General features: G+C 54.1%; 21 protein-coding genes. 2 read left to right on the forward strand and 19 right to left on the reverse strand.

The features are described from left to right. Positions 1–8: 8 nt before the first annotated feature. From nagZ to hinT, 5 genes are read right to left on the reverse strand one after another with little or no spacing between them, the layout of a single operon-like run. Entirely contained in the window at positions 9–1,034 is a 1,026-nt protein-coding gene (gene nagZ, locus AB6731_RS07300; RefSeq protein ID WP_020884661.1) for a beta-N-acetylhexosaminidase, read from the reverse strand. A gap of 11 nt (positions 1,035–1,045) precedes the next feature. Next, positions 1,046–1,870: a thiamine kinase gene (thiK, locus tag AB6731_RS07305; RefSeq protein ID WP_371006093.1), complete on the reverse strand. Its 825-nt coding sequence runs from the start codon at positions 1,868–1,870 to the stop codon at positions 1,046–1,048. Next, entirely contained in the window at positions 1,851–2,498 is a 648-nt protein-coding gene (lpoB, locus tag AB6731_RS07310; RefSeq protein ID WP_014169586.1) for a penicillin-binding protein activator LpoB, read from the reverse strand. Before lpoB ends, thiK begins: the two co-directional genes overlap by 20 nt. Positions 2,499–2,508: 10 nt before the next feature. Beyond that, complete coding sequence (locus AB6731_RS07315; RefSeq protein WP_014169585.1) at positions 2,509–2,883, reverse strand: YcfL family protein; 375 nt, start codon at positions 2,881–2,883, stop codon at positions 2,509–2,511. Position 2,884: 1 nt separating this feature from the next. Further along, positions 2,885–3,244: a purine nucleoside phosphoramidase gene (hinT, locus tag AB6731_RS07320; protein ID WP_006809243.1), complete on the reverse strand. Its 360-nt coding sequence runs from the start codon at positions 3,242–3,244 to the stop codon at positions 2,885–2,887. Between the two features lie 350 nt (positions 3,245–3,594). On the opposite strand from hinT, the gene fhuE reads away from it, so the two are divergent. Further along, positions 3,595–5,784, forward strand: a complete 2,190-nt coding sequence (gene fhuE, locus AB6731_RS07325) for a ferric-rhodotorulic acid/ferric-coprogen receptor FhuE (protein WP_150343972.1) — start codon at positions 3,595–3,597, stop codon at positions 5,782–5,784. A gap of 57 nt (positions 5,785–5,841) precedes the next feature. Here fhuE and ptsG read toward each other — a convergent pair whose 3' ends face one another. The 14 genes from ptsG to yceD all read right to left on the reverse strand — a co-directional run bounded on the left by ptsG (position 5,842) and on the right by yceD (position 18,166). Beyond that, entirely contained in the window at positions 5,842–7,275 is a 1,434-nt protein-coding gene (gene ptsG / locus AB6731_RS07330; protein WP_014169582.1) for a PTS glucose transporter subunit IIBC, read from the reverse strand. Positions 7,276–7,572: 297 nt separating this feature from the next. Further along, the gene (locus AB6731_RS07335; RefSeq protein WP_371006094.1) at positions 7,573–8,367 is read right to left on the reverse strand and encodes a metal-dependent hydrolase; all 795 of its coding nucleotides are present in this window, start codon (positions 8,365–8,367) and stop codon (positions 7,573–7,575) included. 10 nt (positions 8,368–8,377) lie between these two features. After that, positions 8,378–9,382 carry a DNA polymerase III subunit delta' gene (holB, locus tag AB6731_RS07340; protein ID WP_371006095.1) on the reverse strand — a complete coding sequence of 335 codons (1,005 nt, stop codon included), beginning with the start codon at positions 9,380–9,382 and terminating at the stop codon, positions 8,378–8,380. Next, the gene (gene tmk / locus AB6731_RS07345) at positions 9,379–10,020 is read right to left on the reverse strand and encodes a dTMP kinase (protein WP_014169579.1); all 642 of its coding nucleotides are present in this window, start codon (positions 10,018–10,020) and stop codon (positions 9,379–9,381) included. The genes holB and tmk overlap by 4 nt, the downstream gene beginning before the upstream one ends. Continuing rightward, positions 10,010–11,032, reverse strand: coding sequence for a cell division protein YceG (gene yceG, locus AB6731_RS07350; RefSeq protein ID WP_020884666.1), 1,023 nt, complete (start codon positions 11,030–11,032; stop codon positions 10,010–10,012). The genes tmk and yceG overlap by 11 nt, the downstream gene beginning before the upstream one ends. Positions 11,033–11,034: 2 nt before the next feature. Beyond that, positions 11,035–11,844 carry an aminodeoxychorismate lyase gene (gene pabC, locus AB6731_RS07355; RefSeq protein WP_078773890.1) on the reverse strand — a complete coding sequence of 270 codons (810 nt, stop codon included), beginning with the start codon at positions 11,842–11,844 and terminating at the stop codon, positions 11,035–11,037. A gap of 121 nt (positions 11,845–11,965) precedes the next feature. Beyond that, positions 11,966–13,207, reverse strand: coding sequence for a beta-ketoacyl-ACP synthase II (gene fabF / locus AB6731_RS07360; protein ID WP_371006096.1), 1,242 nt, complete (start codon positions 13,205–13,207; stop codon positions 11,966–11,968). A gap of 89 nt (positions 13,208–13,296) precedes the next feature. After that, positions 13,297–13,533 carry an acyl carrier protein gene (acpP, locus tag AB6731_RS07365; RefSeq protein WP_003857954.1) on the reverse strand — a complete coding sequence of 79 codons (237 nt, stop codon included), beginning with the start codon at positions 13,531–13,533 and terminating at the stop codon, positions 13,297–13,299. A gap of 154 nt (positions 13,534–13,687) precedes the next feature. Beyond that, the gene (fabG, locus tag AB6731_RS07370; protein ID WP_014169575.1) at positions 13,688–14,422 is read right to left on the reverse strand and encodes a 3-oxoacyl-ACP reductase FabG; all 735 of its coding nucleotides are present in this window, start codon (positions 14,420–14,422) and stop codon (positions 13,688–13,690) included. 12 nt (positions 14,423–14,434) lie between these two features. After that, positions 14,435–15,364, reverse strand: a complete 930-nt coding sequence (gene fabD / locus AB6731_RS07375; protein ID WP_014169574.1) for an ACP S-malonyltransferase — start codon at positions 15,362–15,364, stop codon at positions 14,435–14,437. A gap of 15 nt (positions 15,365–15,379) precedes the next feature. Then, a complete protein-coding gene (locus AB6731_RS07380) occupies positions 15,380–16,333 on the reverse strand; it encodes a beta-ketoacyl-ACP synthase III (RefSeq protein ID WP_014169572.1) in 954 nt (317 codons plus the stop codon). 6 nt (positions 16,334–16,339) lie between these two features. Beyond that, on the reverse strand, positions 16,340–17,374 hold the full coding sequence (plsX, locus tag AB6731_RS07385; RefSeq protein ID WP_014169571.1) for a phosphate acyltransferase PlsX: 1,035 nt from the start codon (positions 17,372–17,374) through the stop codon (positions 16,340–16,342). Between the two features lie 80 nt (positions 17,375–17,454). Beyond that, positions 17,455–17,628: a 50S ribosomal protein L32 gene (gene rpmF / locus AB6731_RS07390; RefSeq protein ID WP_003857964.1), complete on the reverse strand. Its 174-nt coding sequence runs from the start codon at positions 17,626–17,628 to the stop codon at positions 17,455–17,457. 16 nt (positions 17,629–17,644) lie between these two features. Beyond that, entirely contained in the window at positions 17,645–18,166 is a 522-nt protein-coding gene (yceD, locus tag AB6731_RS07395; RefSeq protein ID WP_014169570.1) for a 23S rRNA accumulation protein YceD, read from the reverse strand. Positions 18,167–18,306: 140 nt separating this feature from the next. Between yceD and AB6731_RS07400 the strand changes: the two genes are divergently transcribed. Next, on the forward strand, positions 18,307–18,891 hold the full coding sequence (locus AB6731_RS07400) for a nucleoside triphosphate pyrophosphatase (protein ID WP_032677877.1): 585 nt from the start codon (positions 18,307–18,309) through the stop codon (positions 18,889–18,891). Positions 18,892–18,912 lie beyond the last annotated feature (21 nt).

Genomic DNA, 18,912 nt, shown 5'->3' on the forward strand with positions numbered 1-18,912 from the left:
GGGAGGATTTACAGGCTGGCTTTATGTGCCTGCCAGCGTTCATTCAGGGCTTCAAGCTGCGCGTTGACTGTCTTCCAGCGCGCCGAGTCCATCAGCTCCTGACGGCTAAATGAACCTTTATGATACAATTGTGTAACACGCTGTGCATTGATCGGCGACAGGTTATCCAGCACGCTGACGGCACCTTTACGATTATTGCAGACGAGGATCATATCGCAACCTGCGTCCAGCGACGCCTGACCGCGCTCGGCGTAGCTGCCCATAATCGCCGCCCCTTCCATCGACAAATCGTCTGAGAAAATCACGCCATTAAACCCCAGCTCCTGACGCAAAACGGTTTTCAGCCAGTGCGCGGACCCGCTTGCAGGACGCGGGTCGACGTCGCTGTAAATCACGTGCGCTGGCATGATAGCGTCCAGCTTGTTATCGGTAATCAGGGAGCGGAACACCGACATATCTTTGGCACGAATGTCAGCTTCCGGACGCGGATCGCGCGGCGTCTCTTTGTGCGAGTCGGCGGTCACCGCACCGTGTCCCGGGAAATGTTTCCCGGTGGTTTTCATTCCCGCGTCGTGCATACCGTCAATGAAACAGCTCGCTATCGCCAGCGCAATACGCGGATCTTCATGGTATGAGCGTTCGCCAATGGCGGCGCTGATATGCCCCACGTCCAGAACCGGCGCAAAACTGATGTCGATATCCATGGCAATCATCTCGCTGGCCATCAGCCAGCCGGCCTCTTGCGCCAGTTTGCCACCCTCTTCCGTGCCCAGTAATGCCGCAAAAGATTGGGCGGCAGGCAGGCGAGTAAAGCCTTCGCGGAAACGCTGTACGCGTCCGCCTTCCTGATCGACGGCCACCACCAGATGATTGCGCGATGCAGCACGGATCTGGCGCACCAGTTCTCGCAGCTGCGCCGGATCGTGATAGTTGCGGGTGAACAGGATCAAGCCTCCCACCAGCGGGTGCGCCAGTATTTCACGCTCCTCCGCATCCAGTTCAAACCCTTCTACATCCAACATGACTGGACCCACACCAACCTCTCTTATCCTTTAGTTTGTAACTGACGCCAGGCATCATCTGCCAGCGCAATAAATTGTTTGTCTCGGGATTGCTGAAAGCGCATTTCAAACCAGCCAGCCATCAGCATGACGACCCACGGTCGCCAGCGCCTCACCTGACGCCTCAGGGCATCGGCATTCATGTGCGCTATCCGGGCGTAGTCGGTGATGAGCCGCTGCCGCGCAGCATCATCTTCCGACCAGACGGCCGCCAGCTCCAGCGCCACGTCTCCGTCACCGGCATACTCCCAGTCGATAAGCCTCGCACCGAGGGACGTATGAACAATATTTCCGGCATGAACATCCATATGCAGCGGCGAGAGCCGAAGCGGCTGCGGTTCGCCCGTTTTACGCAGCCGTTTTAGCTGTGCCAGCCAGAATGGAGTTCGCCTGTCGGCTGAAGCCTGCTGCCAGTATTGTTCAAGCAACGGCAGCAGCGTCACCCGCCACCCCAGACGCGGTTGCCGGTGCAGATGACAGAGCATAGCCGCAAGCACTGCCGTTTCCGGTAGCGTGTTGCCGATCTCCCCTGCCAGATACTCCACGGCCATCCAGCCCTGGCGGTAAAAACAGGGCTTTGGCACCAGATCCGCAGGAAGGCGTTTCAGTGCCCGAAACTGACGGCGGAAATGGGATGATGACGCTAAGGGATCGTGATTCTGCCGCAATATCAGACGTTGCTCGCCCTGCTCTATAATGCAACTCGCGCCGCCAAGCCCGGAAGGGGCCTGCGGCGCGATAAGGCGATACTGTGGAAAATAACGCGTCAGGATCTCTTCACGCGTACTGTCAGAGTTGCGTAACGGCACCTTTACCTGACCAGATAATCTCGCCTGTCTGAACCAGCATCAGCTGCATCTGCAGGGCTGGCGTGTTCACGTTACCGGTGGCACTGGAGTAAAGCACATACTGCGCACCGACGTTACGGGCAATCCCAATCGCCTTGCTGCGTGAACCGAGGCTGTCCTGCGGTGACAGGCCCAACTGCTGCTTGGCTACCGCGAGCTGCTGTGCCGAGACCAGCGTAAACTTACCGTTATTGGCCAGGGCATTGCGCAGGGTTTCTGTCGCTTCGCCCGCGTTCAGCGAACCGTTGGTACGGTTATTCACGCTATCAACCAGCAATACGCTGCCCGCGGTCACACCCTGAGCCTGCAACATTTTGCCGACCATCGGTTGCATCGCACCGTTCCAGTCGTAATGGCGCACGCGCGGCGCAGGCTGCGATGTCTGATCCGGATGTTCAATTGGACCAGGCTGCGACGGAATAGACGGCACAGTCGGTACGGTTGGCGGCGGCTGCGTTGGCTGTGTCGGCTGCTCGGTACCCGGTTTGGCCTCTTCCACAGGCGCAGGTTCTTCAGTTCGGGTCACACACCCTGCGAGGAACAGAGCGAAAGCAGTCACGAGCGCATAACGGCTCAAATTTTTAATCAAGGTTCACCCCTTACAAATAAAGATAAAGTCTCACCTTATGTGCACCCAGATAGTTGGCGCTGCCATAGAGCGTTACCGACGATCTTGCCGGAATAGTGACGCTGCGCGGCGCTTCCAGCGGATGCATTTCAAGACCTCGTACGTCATACCAGAAAAAACGGTAGTGCACCGTCACTGGTTCTTGTCTTTCATTAAAGAGCGTAGAGGAAGCAGAAGAGTTGATTTCACTGATCGACAACGCAGGTTGTTGCGCCGTGATGCCCGCAGCAAGTACGGAGGATTCCATCACCAGCGTCTGTTCATCGCTGACGGGGATCGCCGGACGCGTGCTGCACCCTACGATCAACATCGTCATTACCAGCGCTGCAATACGCCCTTTAAGCATGTCAAAGACCTTTATGTGCCAGCATCGGCCCCAGAGGACGTCCACCCAGCAGATGCATGTGAATATGATAAACTTCCTGACCACCGTGGCGATTACAGTTCATGATGAGACGGTAACCGTCTTCAGCAATCCCTTCCTGCTCAGCAATTTTTGCGGCCACTGTCAGCATACGACCTAACGCTACTTCATGCTCGGTTTTTACGTCGTTTACGGTCGGAATCAGAATATTAGGAATAATAAGGATATGTGTCGGAGCCTGAGGAGAAATGTCCCGGAAAGCCGTCACCAGCTCATCCTGATAAACGATATCCGAAGGGATTTCGCGGCGGATAATTTTACTAAAAATCGTTTCTTCAGCCATGACCTTTTCCTTTTTTGTTTAATCTGGCGTAGTGCGCCGCCATTAACACATTCTCAGTATTACTGTGTGACACAACACAAGAGTATGAGCGAGATTCTCCTGTCCTTTCAACCTTCTCCACCGATTTCTTTCCTGAATGTCCTCCAGCTGCCTGGAGAGTGAGCGCTGACGCGTCGCGATCGCCTGAAACATTATTTCAGTTCCTTTTGACACATCTGTTTACACCGTTAATCTCAATGCGTATATTTCGCATTTGCATTTTCATGCGTATTTTCAACATAGAAAACGACATCAGCCCGTACATGCGGGACTGATGCAGACCACCTTCACCATTCATTAAGGGTTTGATGATGTCTTTCATTACTCATACCAGGGATGGGCAACGCCAGCCTGTCGCAACACCTTCGTTGCTGGCAGCCTGTATTGCTATGGCATTGATGCCAACCGTCAGTTTTGCCGCCTCCACGACCGAAGATACGGTAGTTGTGGAGGGTGGCTTTGATAACGCACAGGATCCCTCCAGCGGACAGGATCAGGACTACAGCGTAAAAACCACCACCACCGGGACCAAACTGTTACTTGTTCCCCGCGATATCCCCCAGTCCGTCAGCGTGATTAGCCAGCAGCGCATGGCAGATCAGAACCTGCAGTCAGTCGGCCAGGTGTTAACCAACACCACCGGCGTAACGGCCCAGGTGCAGGACAGCGACCGCACCGTATTTTACTCGCGCGGATTCTTCGTCAGTAACTATGCGTTCGATGACCTGCCGACCTCCATCAGCGAAGTATGGAACTTTGGCGACACCGCCGCCGACACCGCCATTTATGACCGTATAGAGGTGGTTCGCGGCGCTACCGGGCTGATGTCCGGCACCGGTAACCCATCCGCCTACGTCAATATGGTGCGCAAGCACGCAGACAGTAACGTATTCAAAGGGAACGTCTCCGCCAGCTACGGCAGCTGGGACAAGCAGCGCTATGTGCTGGATTTACAGGCCCCGCTGGTAGAATCCGGCAAGGTGCGCGGTCGTCTGATCACCGGTTACCAGGACAACGACAGCGCTGTGGATAACTACCACTACCGTAAAAAATTCCTCTATGGCGTGGTGGATGCCGACGTCACCGATAGCACGACCCTCTCCGTAGGCTATGAATATCAGGAAAGTTACACCGCCGATCCTACCTGGGGCGGTCTGCCAACCTGGTATAGCGACGGAAGCAAAACCCATTACGACCGCAGCCAGACCGTTGCGCCTGACTGGGCTTACTCGGATAAAGACAACACCCGTATCTTTGCCAACCTGACCCAACGTTTTGACAACGGCTGGGAAGCGCACATCAACGGCATGCATGCGGAAACCCATTTCGACAGCAAACTGATGTATATGTCAGGCTATCCGGATAAAGAGACCGGGGCGGGCATGGTCGGCTACGGCGGCTGGAACCGTGGTGAACGTAAGCAGGATGCCATCGACGCCTTCCTGCGTGGCGATTTCAGCCTTTTTGGTCGTCAGCATGAGATGATGTTTGGCGGGAGCTTCAGCCGCCAGCGTAACCATTACGATAACAGCATGCCGGATGCGTTATACGGTATGGTGGATGTGGGTAATTTTAAAAACTGGAATGGCACTATCGCCGACCCGCAGTGGACACCGTGGAAGCTCTATAGCCAGGACGACATTCGCCAGTCATCGGCGTATACCTCGGCCCGATTCTCGCTGGCCGACCCGCTGCACCTGATCCTTGGCGCGCGTTACACCAACTATAACATTCGCTATAACCCGGCAGGCTCCCCGGATACCCGTCTGGAAAGTTCCAAAGATGACGTAACGCCTTATGCAGGACTGGTTTATGACATCAATGAAGACTGGTCGACCTATGTCAGCTACACCTCTATTTTCCAGCCACAGGACAAGCGTGACGCGAGCGGCCGTTACCTCGACCCTACGACCGGGAAAAGCTACGAAGCGGGGGTGAAAGCGGACTGGTTCAACACCCGCCTGACCACCTCACTGGCCGTTTTCCGTATTGAACAGGATAACGTGGCAAGCAATACCTACACCTATATGCCGAGCGGCGAATCTATTTATGAATCACTGGATGGCGTGGTCAGCAAAGGGATTGAATTTGAGCTAAACGGTGCACTGACCGACAACTGGCAGTTAACCTTCGGGGCGACACGGTTTATTGCAGAAGATAAGCGCGGGAATGCCATCAGTTCCGATCAGCCACGTACGACCATGAAGCTGTTTACCCGTTATCAATTGCCTATGCTGCCGGAACTGGCGGTGGGCGGCGGGGTGAACTGGCAGAATAAAGTGTGGACGGATGTGGAGGGTGGCCCGGCAGGCCAGTCCCGTGCAGAACAGGGCAGCTATGCGCTGGTGAATCTCTTCAGCCGTTATCAGGTCACCAGGGATCTGGCCTTGCAGGCCAACGTTAACAACCTGTTTGATAAAAAATACTACGACTACGTCGGGTCATACGTTGTCTATGGCGCGCCGCTGAACGTCTCCGTCAGCGCGAATTACTCTTTTTAAGTTTCTACCCATAAAAAAGGCAGCCATTCGGCTGCCTTAGTCTCCCCAGGTCACAGCTTAGCTGTTGCGGATGTACTCATCCATTTCGGTTTTCAGGTTATCGGATTTAGTCCCGAAGATTGCCTGAACGCCCGAACCAGCAACAACAACCCCTGCTGCACCCAGTTTTTTCAGACCCGGCTGGTCTACTTTCGCGACGTCGGCAACGCTAACACGCAGACGAGTAATGCACGCGTCCAGGTTAGTGATGTTTTCTTTCCCGCCGAATGCGGCAACCAGAGCCGGAGCCATTTCGCTTGTCGCGGTGGCTTTGCTGTCTTCTGACGCATCTTCACGACCTGGTGTTTTCAGGTCCAGTGCTTTGATCAGCACGCGGAAGATGGTGTAGTAAACAACGGCATAGCACGCACCAACGATTGGGAACAGCCACAGTTTGCTGCTGTTACCGGACAGAACGATGAAGTCGATCAGGCCGTGAGAGAAGGACGTACCGTCACGCATACCCAGCAGGATACAGATTGGGAACGCCAGACCCGCCAGAACCGCGTGAATGATGTACAGGATCGGCGCAACGAACATGAAGGAGAACTCGATCGGCTCGGTGATACCGGTCAGGAACGAGGTCAACGCTGCGGAGATCATGATACCGCCCACTTTTGCACGGTTCTCTGGTTTAGCAGAGTGCCAGATAGCAATTGCCGCTGCCGGCAGACCGTACATTTTGAACAGGAAGCCACCAGACAGTTTACCTGCAGTTGGGTCACCCGCCATGTAACGTGGGATATCACCGTGGAATACCTGACCTGCAGCGTTGGTGAATTCACCAATCTGCATCTGGAATGGAACGTTCCAGATGTGGTGCAGACCAAATGGTACCAGGCAACGCTCGATGAAGCCGTAGATACCAAACGCCACAACCGGGTTCTGATAAGCAGCCCACTGAGAGAAGGTCTGGATAGCGGAACCGATTGGTGGCCAGATGAAGGACAGGATCACGCCAGTGAAAATCGCTGCCAGACCAGAAATAATCGGAACAAAACGCTTGCCCGCGAAGAAGCCCAGATACTCAGGCAGCTTGATGCGATAGAAGCGGTTGAACATGTACGCTGCAATCGCACCGGAGATGATACCGCCCAGAACACCGGTGTCTGCCAGGTGTTTCGCAGCGATCTCTTCTGCCGGTAAATGCAGAACCAGTGGCGCAACCACTGCCATGGTTTTCACCATGATGCCGTAGGCAACAACTGCAGCCAGCGCAGAAACGCCGTCGTTATTGGTGAAGCCCAGCGCCACACCGATAGCGAAGATCAGAGGCATGTTAGCAAAGACGGAACCGCCTGCTTCGGCCATCACGTGGGAAACTACGGCTGGCAGCCAGCTGAAGTTAGCAGAACCGACACCCAGCAGGATACCTGCGATAGGCAGTACGGATACTGGCAGCATCAGCGATTTACCGACCTTTTGCAGGTTAGCAAATGCATTCTTAAACATAATTGAGAGTGCTCCTGAGTATTTGTGCTTTTTTTACGCTTTCACGCATTGGCCCGGGGGGAGTACCGTGCCGTGGACAGGACATCTAAGCGCCCTTTATTTATTACACAGAGTAAAATAATTCCCTCTGAGTTTGTTTGACGGCTATCACGTTTCAGCTTAAGACGGTCGAAAAACTTTCAGTTATTTACAAAAAGCGTTTCTGGATGTGTCTAAATACACCTTCACCGCCCCAAATGAGGCGGTGAACTTTACTCGTTTTATGTATTAATTACGAGCCTAAAAAAAACAGGCGTATCAAACAGATTGCAGGCGGGCGGGGTCGATATGGAACAGCGTAGAGAAGTTGTCCGTCGTGACGCGGGCCAGCTCTTCAATGCTGACGCCTTTAAGCACGGCCAAGTATTCGGCTACGTCTCTCGTCATGGCTGGCTGATTTTCTTTACCGCGATGCGGCACCGGTGCCAGATACGGAGAGTCTGTTTCCACGAGGATGCGATCGAGCGGAACATAGCGCGCAGCCTCGCGGAGTTGCTCAGCGTTACGGAACGTCACGATCCCCGAAAACGAGATATAAAACCCTAAATCAAGCAGTTTACCCGCTGTTTCTCTGTCTTCTGTGAAACAGTGTAGTACGCCACCGCAATCCGTCACCTTTTCTTCCTTCAGGATCGCCAGCGTATCGGCGCGCGCATCACGGGTATGGACAATCACCGGCTTGTTGAGCTCGCGACCAATGCGAATATGATGGCGGAAGGATGCTTGCTGGCGCGGTTTCGTTTCCGGCGTGTAGTAGTAATCCAGCCCGGTTTCCCCCATCGCCACGACGCCCTCTTCTGCGGCCAGCCGGCGCAGTTCCTCAACGTCGTACTCTTCATCCTGATTGAGCGGATGCACGCCACAGGAGAAAACAACGTTCTCGCGCTCGCCCACCAGCTCACGCATGGCGCGATACCCCGGTAGCGTTGTTGCCACGGCAAGGCAAAACTTCACATCACGGGCAGCGGCTTTGGCCAGCACGTCGTCCACGTTTTTATGCAGGGATTGATAATCCAGGCCATCAAGATGGCAGTGTGAGTCGACTAAAAACATAATGTCTCTCTCAGAGATGGGAAACAGGCGGTGTTACGCCTGGTTGCAGGTAATGTTCGATACGCAGCAACTGGTCGGTCAGTAAAAGCTCGCGATTAAGACCGGTCACTGTTAAAAGTTGTTCACGACTCTGACAGATATCGTGAAGGATAGCGTGTAATGATGCACCTGACAGGCTGTTCGCCAGCGTGTTAACCAGCGGCCAGACGTCCGGGTTGGTCAGTAGCGTTGCCCCTTGCTGGAGTTTGAGCGCATCCAGAAGTAAGGAAGCCAGCCAGTGCAGACGTTCCGCGGCCTGCTCGCCGTTAAGCGCAGGCAATAAACTTAGCCAGTCGCGGCTGGTGATGGAAGACTCAACGGCCCGGCAGAGCGCGTCTCGCTGTGACCAGACCTCTGGCTGCAGTAATGCCAGCGCCGCCGCGGGCGCACCGCTGCTCAGGCGCAACGCAGAGAGCGCCCCTTCCTGTGACGTTGTCACTTCTCGCTCAAGCCAGCTCAGCGCCCATGATTCCTGAGGCACCGCGAGGTGATGAAGACGACAACGGCTGCGCAGCGTTGCCAGCAAACGCCCCGGGTCACGACAGGAGAGAAGGAACCACGTTTTCTCCGGCGGTTCTTCCAGCGTTTTAAGCAGCGCATTCGCCGCCGCCTCGGTAAGCTGTGCTGCGTCTTTGAGCCAGACGACTTTAGCGCCGCTGAGCCGCGCATGTTCGTACAATTTTTCACTGACTTCACGCACGGAATCAATACCGAGCGCGCTTTTGCCCTTCTCGGGCTCGAGCGTGTAATAGTCAGGGTGCGTGCCCGCCTGCATTAACTGGCAGCCACGGCATTTACCACAGCTTTTATGGCCTTCCGGCTGCTGACACATCAGGAAGCGGGTGATGGCGTAAATCAATGCATCATCCCCCATTCCCGGCAGTGCCTGAATCAGTAACGCATGATGCCCCCGACCAGCCTGATAGCTTTCGATCAGCTTTTCAAAATGCGGGCGCAACCATGGGTACCATTTCATGCCTGTTGCTCCTGTAGCCACTGCGTAACCGTCTTCTGAATTGCGCGGGTGACCTCTTCCAGGGATTGCGTCGCATCAATGGTGCGAATACTGCCATCCTGATCCGCCAGTTCCAGATAGCGCGCGCGGGTACGGTTAAAGAAATCAAGGGACTCCTGCTCAATGCGGTCCAGCTCACCGCGAGCACGGGCGCGCTTGAGACCCACTTCCGGCGTCACATCCAGATAGAGCGTCAGGTCAGGGCGAAAATCACCCAGCACCGCATCGCGCAGCGTGGCCAGCATCGTCTGGTCAATACCACGCCCACCGCCCTGATAAGCCTGGGTCGACAGATCGTGACGATCGCCAATTACCCACTTGCCATTAGCCAGGGCCGGTTTAATGACCGTCTCTACCAGCTGCACGCGCGCCGCGTAGAACATCAATACTTCGGCTTTATCTGTGATGACCTCGTCACCTACGGATTTGATATCCAGCACCAGGCTTCGCAGCTTTTCGGCCAGTTGCGTACCGCCGGGCTCGCGGGTAAATACCATGTCCGCAACGCCAAGCGATTTGAGCGTATCCACCACCACGTTGCGGGCCGTGGTTTTACCCGCCCCTTCGAGTCCCTCAATGACAATGTATTTACTGCGCATTTTTTTCCTTAAGTGCCTTCAGATAGTCCTGAACGGAGCGATTATGGCTGGCAAGGTTGGTGTTAAAGGTATGCCCCCCTTTTCCATCAGCCACAAAATAGAGATACGGTGTTTTAGCAGGATGCGCAGCCGCACGCAGGGAAGCCTCGCTCGGCGTGGCAATCGGGCCCGGCGGCAGACCGCTAATCACGTAGGTATTATACGCCGTTGGCGTCTCCAGATCTTTTCTTGAAATCTTACCGGTATAACTCTCGCCCATTCCGTAGATGACGGTGGGGTCCGTTTGCAGACGCATGCCGATACGCAGACGGTTAATGAAGACCGATGCCACCTGATCGCGCTCGGCGGCGACGGCCGTCTCTTTCTCAATAATTGAGGCCATCGTGACAAACTGGTTTTGATCTTTGTATGGCAGACCGTCCATGCGCCCTTCCCAGGCGGAATCGACGGCTGCAACCATCTTTTTATGCGCCCGCTTGAGGATAGCCACATCGGTCGTGCCTGCGGTGTACATCCATGTGTCTGGCCAGAACCAGCCTTCCACCCACTCAGGGTGTTCAAATTTCAGTACCTCGGCCACCGTCTGATAGCGGTCATCTTTCAGGGTATGCTTAATGTACGGAGCATCGCGCAGCTGCTCGAGATAATCGCTCAGGCGCATCCCCTCAACAAAACGCAGCGGGAACTGCGCTTCTTTACCGCTTTCCAGCAGCTGAAGCATCTCTTTGACGGTCATCCCCGGCGTAAAGCGATAGGTACCGGCTTTGAAATGAGACAGTTCAGGCTCGATACGTAACAGCCACTGAAACACGCGCGGACGGTTAATGATCTTGTCGCCATAAAGCTGTTCGCCAAGCGCCAGGCGGCCCGTCCCCGCTTTCAGGGTAAAAATCGTCTCGTCTTTAATCAGGATCTTACTGTTCGCCAGCTGACGAACTTTCCACACTCCCGCTCCGCCGGCAAGACCCAGCGCAACGATAAGGAGGAGGACAAAGCGCAACATTTTCTTCATGACTATCGGGTTTGCTCACATATCGGGGCTAAAAACTGAAACAGCTCGCGCGAGGACAAGCTGTATTGACCATACGCGCGGACGGGTACAACCGGCATCAGCGCATTACAGATGATAATTTCATCAGCCTGGTGCAGCGCCTCTTCTCTCGCGCTCACTTCGACAACGCGAAAGCCAGAGTGTGCCAGCTGCTGCAAACAAAACTGACGCATAATCCCGTTGACGCCGGCCTGCTCGAGCGACGGCGTATAAACATCGTTCCCCTGCCGCCAGAGTAAATTAGCCGCACAGCATTCCGTAATAAACCCTTCGCTGTCAAGAACCAGCGCCTCATCAGCGTCCGTCTGTTCAAGATGAGTGCGAATCAGTACCTGTTCAAGGCGGTTGAGGTGTTTTATACCGGCAAGCATAGGGTTTCGCCCCAGACGTACCGGGCTGAGCGTTAGCGTAACGCCCTCTTCACGCCAGCGCAGATAATGAGCAGGACAGGCAGACACCGAAAGGATCCGCGTTGGGTGCTGGCAAGCTGTACCGCTGTATCCCCGGCCACCGCTACCGCGGCTGATAATCACCTTCAGAACACCGCTTTGCTTCCCGGCCGCCAGCTGGCACATCTCCTGACGCAATGTGTCCCAGTGCGTGAAGGGGATCATCAAGGCTTCACAACCCTGCTGAAGACGACGAAGGTGCGCCTCGAGCAGGCAGACATTGCCGTCGAGAATGCGCGCTGTCGTAAAGCAGCCATCACCAAACTGAGTTGCCCTGTCACCAGCAGGAAGCGTGTTTTGCTCAAGGCCATTGATTAAAAACATGGTGGCTCCTTATGCGTGGGCATTTAGTCTGGCAGGATGCCATGCAGCCGACAAGAAGATTAGGCTGAATAAAAAAGGCCCGACAAGCGGACCTTTTTTAATCGCCATGATGCAGTCAGGCTCAGATCTTTTTAAAGATCAGTGAACCGTTAGTACCACCAAAGCCGAAGGAGTTACACAAAGTGTACTCCATACCACTTACCTGACGCGCTTCGTGAGGAACGAAGTCCAGGTCACAACCTTCATCCGGATTATCCAGGTTGATGGTTGGCGGAACAGCCTGATCGCGCAGCGCAAGGATAGAGTAGATAGACTCTACTGCACCCGCCGCACCCAACAGGTGACCGGTCATGGATTTCGTGGAGCTCACCAGCACGCGGCTGGCGTATTCGCCGAAGATAGACTTAACAGCCTGAGCTTCTGCTTTATCGCCTGCAGGCGTAGAAGTACCGTGCGCGTTAACGTAACCGATGTGCTCCGGGGTAAGACCCGCGTCGCGAATCGCGTTGGCCATTGCCTGCGCGGCACCCGCACCATTTTCTGGTGGTGACGTCATGTGGTATGCATCGCTGCTCATCCCGAAGCCGACAATTTCAGCATAAATCTTCGCGCCACGTTTTTTAGCATGTTCGTACTCTTCAAGTACGATCATACCCGCACCGTCACCCAGCACAAAACCATCACGGTCTTTGTCCCACGGACGGCTTGCCGCCTGCGGGTTATCGTTGCGGGTAGACAGCGCACGCGCTGCACCAAAGCCACCCACTCCCAGCGGAGTACTGGCTTTTTCCGCACCGCCCGCAACCATAGCATCTGCATCGCCGTACGCAATCATGCGCGCGGCCTGGCCGATGTTATGCACGCCAGAGGTACATGCGGTAGCGATAGAAATGCTTGGCCCACGCAGGCCGAACATGATGGTCAGATGACCTGCCACCATATTAACAATCGTGGACGGAACGAAGAACGGGCTGATTTTACGCGGGCCGCCATTCATCAGAGATGTATGGTTTTCCTCGATCAGACCCAGACCGCCAATCCCGGAACCGATAGCGGCACCGATACGGGTTGCGTTCTCTTCCGTAATTTCAAGGCCAGAATCCTGCATGGCCTGAACGCCAGCGACAATTCCATATTGAATGAAGGCATCCATCTTGCGCTGTTCTTTGCGCGAGATGATCTCTTCACAGTTAAAATCCTTTACTAAGCCAGCAAATTTCGTTGCATAGGCGCTAGTATCGAAATGGTCGATTAGGCTGATGCCGCTCTGACCGGCAAGGAGAGCTTTCCAGGTGGACTCTACGGTATTGCCGACAGGAGACAACATGCCAAGTCCGGTCACAACTACACGACGCTTAGACACGTTTGTCCTCCAGGGAGGGATAAAAAAGGGATTCGTGGGACAAAAAAGATAAAACTCAGGCGGTCGAATGACCGCCTGGAGATGTTCACTTACGCCTGGTGACCGTTGATGTAATCAATGGCAGCCTGAACGGTGGTGATCTTCTCAGCTTCTTCGTCCGGAATCTCAGTATCAAACTCTTCTTCCAGAGCCATTACCAGCTCAACGGTGTCAAGAGAATCTGCGCCCAGGTCTTCAACGAAGGAAGCGGAGTTCACAACTTCTTCCTGCTTAACGCCCAGCTGTTCGCCGATAATTTTCTTAACGCGTTCTTCGATAGTGCTCATACTCTTAAATTTCCTATCAAAACTCGCTTTCGCGATGGTTTTCGTAGTGTATAAAATGTTGAAAAATTTGCAACTAAATCCCGGCAGTTCTTACCACGATTTTACGTTATTTTGAGGCCATTCGCCCTAATAACGCAAATATTTTTCATCGTGATTAAACCATGTACATCCCGCCGTTGACGTGGAGGGTCTCACCAGTGATGTAACCCGCTTCGTCAGAGGCTAAAAATGCAACCGCACTGGCAATTTCTTTAGGGTCGCCTAAGCGGCCCGCTGGAACAGCTGCCAGCGTACCCGCACGCTGCTCATCAGTTAGCGCACGCGTCATGTCCGTTTCAATAAAGCCCGGAGCAACAACGTTTACAGTAATACCGCGGGACGCAACTTCACGTGCCAGCGACTTACTGAAACCGATCAGACCTGCTTTCGCCGCAGCGTAGTTAGCCTGACCAGCATTTCCCATGGTACCAACCACAGAACCGACAGTGATAATACGACCATGACGCTTTTTCATCATAGCGCGCATTACCGCTTTTGACAGACGGAATACAGATGACAGGTTGGTTTCGATGATATCGTTCCACTCGTCGTCTTTCATTCGCATTAACAGGTTATCACGAGTGATCCCGGCATTATTTACCAGAATATCCACTTCGCCAAATTCTGCGCGAATATTTTCCAGAACAGATTCGATAGATGCAGGTTCGGTCACATTCAGAACCAAACCTTTACCGTTCGCACCCAGATACTCGCTGATGGCCTTAGCGCCATTCTCGCTGGTTGCTGTACCAATCACTTTCGCGCCGCGCGCAACCAGTGTTTCAGCAATTGCACGCCCGATACCGCGGCTTGCGCCAGTGACCAGGGCAATTTTTCCTTCAAAACTCATGGTATTCCTCTTTTATTGCGAGAGTGCCGCTGACATCGCGTCCGGCTCGTTAATTGCCGAAGCAGTCAGGGTGTCAACAATACGTTTTGTCAGACCGGTGAGGACTTTACCTGGGCCGACTTCATACAGATGCTCAACGCCCTGAGAGGCCATAAACTCAACGGTTTTGGTCCACTGTACCGGGCTGTAGAGCTGGCGAACCAGCGCATCACGGATAGCGTCCGGCGAGGTTTCGCATTTCACATCGACGTTGTTCACAACGGAGATTGTCGGTGTGTTAAAAGTAATTTTTTCAAGCTCAACGGCCAGTTTATCGGCAGCAGGTTTCATCAGTGCGCAGTGGGACGGTACGCTGACGGGCAGCGGCAGAGCGCGTTTCGCCCCTGCAGCTTTACAGGCTGCACCAGCACGTTCAACCGCGTCTTTATGACCGGCGATAACCACCTGCCCTGGCGAGTTGAAGTTAACGGGAGACACCACCTGACCTTCAGCGGATTCTTCACACGCTTTTGCAATCGCAGCATCATCGAGGCCGATGATAGCAGACATGCCACCGGTGCCTTCAGGTACTGCTTCCTGCATGAACTTACCGCGCAGTTCAACCAGACGCACCGCGTCAGCAAACGCGATAACACCGGCACACACCAGCGCAGAGTATTCACCCAGGCTATGGCCCGCGAGCAGCGCTGGCGCTTTACCGCCCTGCTGCTGCCAGACACGCCACAGCGCAACGGACGCCGTCAACAGCGCTGGCTGAGTCTGCCAGGTTTTGTTCAGCTCTTCGGCTGGTCCCTGTTGGGTCAGCGCCCACAAATCATAACCCAGCGCAGCGGAAGCTTCACGGAAAGTCTCTTCGATAACCGGATACTTTGCTGCCATTTCAGACAACATCCCAACGGCCTGAGAACCCTGGCCCGGGAACACAAAAGCAAATTGCGTCATTATTTAATCCTTATACTAGAAACGAACCAGCGCGGAACCCCAGGTGAACCCGCCACCAAAGGCTTCAAGCAAGACCAACTGGCCCCGTTTGATTCGTCCGTCACGTACCGCTTCATCAAATGCGCACGGTACTGACGCCGCAGAGGTATTGCCGTGACGATCCAGCGTCACCACAACGTTATCCATCGACATGCCCAGCTTTTTAGCGGTCGCGCTGATGATACGCAGGTTTGCCTGATGTGGCACCAGCCAGTCGAGTGCGGAGCGGTCAAGGTTATTCGCTTCCAGCGTTTCATCGACAATGTGCGCAAGCTCAGTCACCGCCACCTTGAACACCTCATTACCTGCCATCGTCAGGTAAATAGCGTTATCCGGATTAACGCGATCGGCGTTAGGCAGGGTCAGTAATTCGCCGTAGCTGCCATCGGCATGCAGATGCGTAGAGATGATGCCCGGCTCTTCGGACTGACCGAGCAGTACCGCGCCCGCACCATCACCAAAAATAATGATCGTCCCACGATCGGTTGGATCGCAGGTACGTGCCAGCACGTCAGCACCGATGACCAGCGCATATTTCACGGCACCGGATTTAACATACTGATCGGCAACGCTCAGCGCATAGGTGAACCCTGCGCACGCTGCGGCAACGTCAAATGCCGGGCAGCCTTTAATGCCGAGCATGTTTTGCACCTGGCACGCTGCGCTTGGGAAGGCATGCGTGGCAGAGGTCGTGGCAACCACGATCAAGCCAATCTGATCTTTATCAATGCCCGCCATTTCGATAGCACGCTGCGCGGCTTCGTAACCCATGGTCGAAACGGTTTCGTCTGGCGCGGCAATACGACGTTCACGGATACCTGTGCGCGTGACAATCCACTCGTCAGACGTATCTACCATTTTTTCAAGATCGGCGTTGGTACGCACGTGTTTTGGCAGGTAGCTGCCGGTACCTAAAATCTTCGTATACATGTACGCTCAGTCACTTTTAGCTAATACAGATTCCAGGCGAGCGGCAATCCGCTGAGGGACTTGTCGCTGCACCGCCTGCACTGCCTGTTCAATGGCGACAGTAAATGCTCGCTGATTGGCGGCACCATGACTCTTAATCACGATGCCGCGCAATCCTAACAGACAGGCGCCATTATACTGGTCGGGGTTGAGGTGACTGAATCGCCGCGTCAGGCTTTTTTGTAACCAACGCTTTAATAAAATCAACCACCAGGCGCTTTTTTTGCCTTCTCCCTGCGATTTAAGCAGTGAAAGAAACATTCGCACGACCCCTTCCATGGTCTTCAACGTTACGTTCCCGGTGAAGCCATCACACACCAGAACATCCGTTTTCCCCGTCAGCAACTCATTGGCTTCGAGATAACCAATATAGTTGATGGAGGGAACCTGTTTGAGCAATTCGGCAGCTTCGCGAATACTGTCCAGGCCTTTGGTCTCTTCTTCACCGATGTTCAATAACGCAACACGGGGATTGTTTATCCCGACCACTTCTTCTGCCAGCACCGACCCCATCACGGCAAACTGAGCCAGCATTGTACTATCACAATCGACGTTAGCACCCAAATCGAGCACCACGGTCTTGCCCTTCTGCTGATGCGGTAATACCGTCACCAGCGCCGGACGCTCAATACCTTCAATAGGTTTGAGCAACAATTTCGACAGCCCCATCAGCGCGCCGGTATTTCCCGCACTGACGCAAGCCTCCGCGCGTCCTTCCTTCACCAGCTCCAGCGCCATTCGCATAGAACTGCCCCGGCTATTGCGAATCGCCTGCGATGGACGTGCATCACTGGCAATAACTGACTGCGCAGGAATAATCTGCAGACGCGAACGTTGTTCGAAGTCAGCTTTTGCAAGTAATGGCGTGATTGTGTCGGGATTGCCGACTAAAAGAAGTGTGAGTTGCGAATTAGAATTCAGTGCCTGCAAAGCTGCAGGCACTGTCACGGAAGGGCCAAAATCCCCTCCCATGACATCTAACGCCAGGGTTAGACGTGTCAAGGTATCGTCACAGCCTGGTTCGGTAAATTCCCCGTTTGCACGGGGAAATCCTCACTAAGCCTAATCACGCTGACGCGTGATTACTTAGTGATAACCTTGCGGCCGCGGTAGAAACCGTCAGCGGTGATGTGGTGACGCAGGTGTTTCTCACCAGAAGTCTTGTCTACAGACAGGCTGGTAACTGCAGTCAGCGCGTCATGGGAACGACGCATGCCACGTTTGGAACGGGTTGGTTTATTCTGTTGTACGGCCATGGACCTTACTCCTCAATTACTTACGCTTTAAGCTGGCTAATACGGCAAATGGGTTTGGTTTTTGCGCTTCATCAGGCAGTTCCCCAAAGACCATGTCCGCCTCGGACACTTCACAGTGTTCAGATTCATGCACCGGAACGACTGGCAAGGAGAGGATGATTTCATCTTCAACCAGAGCCAGAAGATCGATTTCACCGAATTCATTAACTTCAATCGGTTCATACGCTTCCGGGAGTGCTTCAGCCTGTTCGTCAGAACGGACCGGACTGAAACAATACGTTGTGTGAACATGCTGTACAAACGGTTTCCCGCAACGCTGACATTCGAGGGTTACCGTCACCTTTGCATCGCCGGTTAAAACGGCGAGACGCTGGTTATCGATAGCGAACGACATGGAGCATTCTACATCACTGTCCACACTGACTACGGATTCGGCAACACGCTCAGCCTGATCGGAAGTATAAATACCTTCGTAATCGAGGCGTTTTTGAGCCGTGCGAACCGGATCAAGAGTCAGGGGTAATTTTACCTTTTGCATAGGGCGCGCATATTAACTTTGTAACGTCATATAGTCAAAGAAAAAGGCAACCACAGCTGCCTTTTGCCAATTATTCGCACACATTGCGGCCTGTAGTTTAAAATGGCTGGCATCGATACGCTATATCTGGTGATAAAAATATGCCAAATCTCGTTCTTGCCTCCACCTCACCCTACCGCCGAATGTTGCTGGAAAAGCTCGGGATCCCGTTTGAATGCGCGGCGCCGGAAGTTGACGAGACGCCGCAGCCGGGCGAATCACCGCGTCACCTGGTCACCCGTCTTGCGAAGGAGAAAGCGCAATCACTTGCCGCACGCTACCCTTCGCATTTGATTATAGGCTCCGATCAGGTTTGTGTGCTGGACGGTGTTATCACCGGAAAGCCGCACACTGAAGCGAATGCCTGTCAGCAGCTTATGCAAGCGCGGGGCAATATCGTCACCTTTTATACGGGTCTGGCACTCTACAACTCCGCCTCGGGTCACCTGCAAACCGAATGCGAACCTTTCGACGTCCATTTTCGCCATCTTAGTGAGCAGGAAATCGCCGACTATGTGCGTCGGGAGCGACCGCTCAATTGCGCCGGAAGCTTCAAAAGTGAAGGTCTGGGGATTGCCCTGTTCGACAAGCTGGACGGACGTGACCCAAACACGCTGGTTGGGTTGCCGTTGATAGCATTGTGCCAGATGCTCAGACGCGAGGAGTGTAATCCGCTGAAGATGTGAGTATTACGATTGATGCATCAC

Origin of the sequence: Enterobacter sp. RCC_40, from assembly GCF_041360735.1 — a bacterium.
GTDB classification, from domain to species: Bacteria; Pseudomonadota; Gammaproteobacteria; order Enterobacterales; family Enterobacteriaceae; genus Enterobacter; species Enterobacter ludwigii.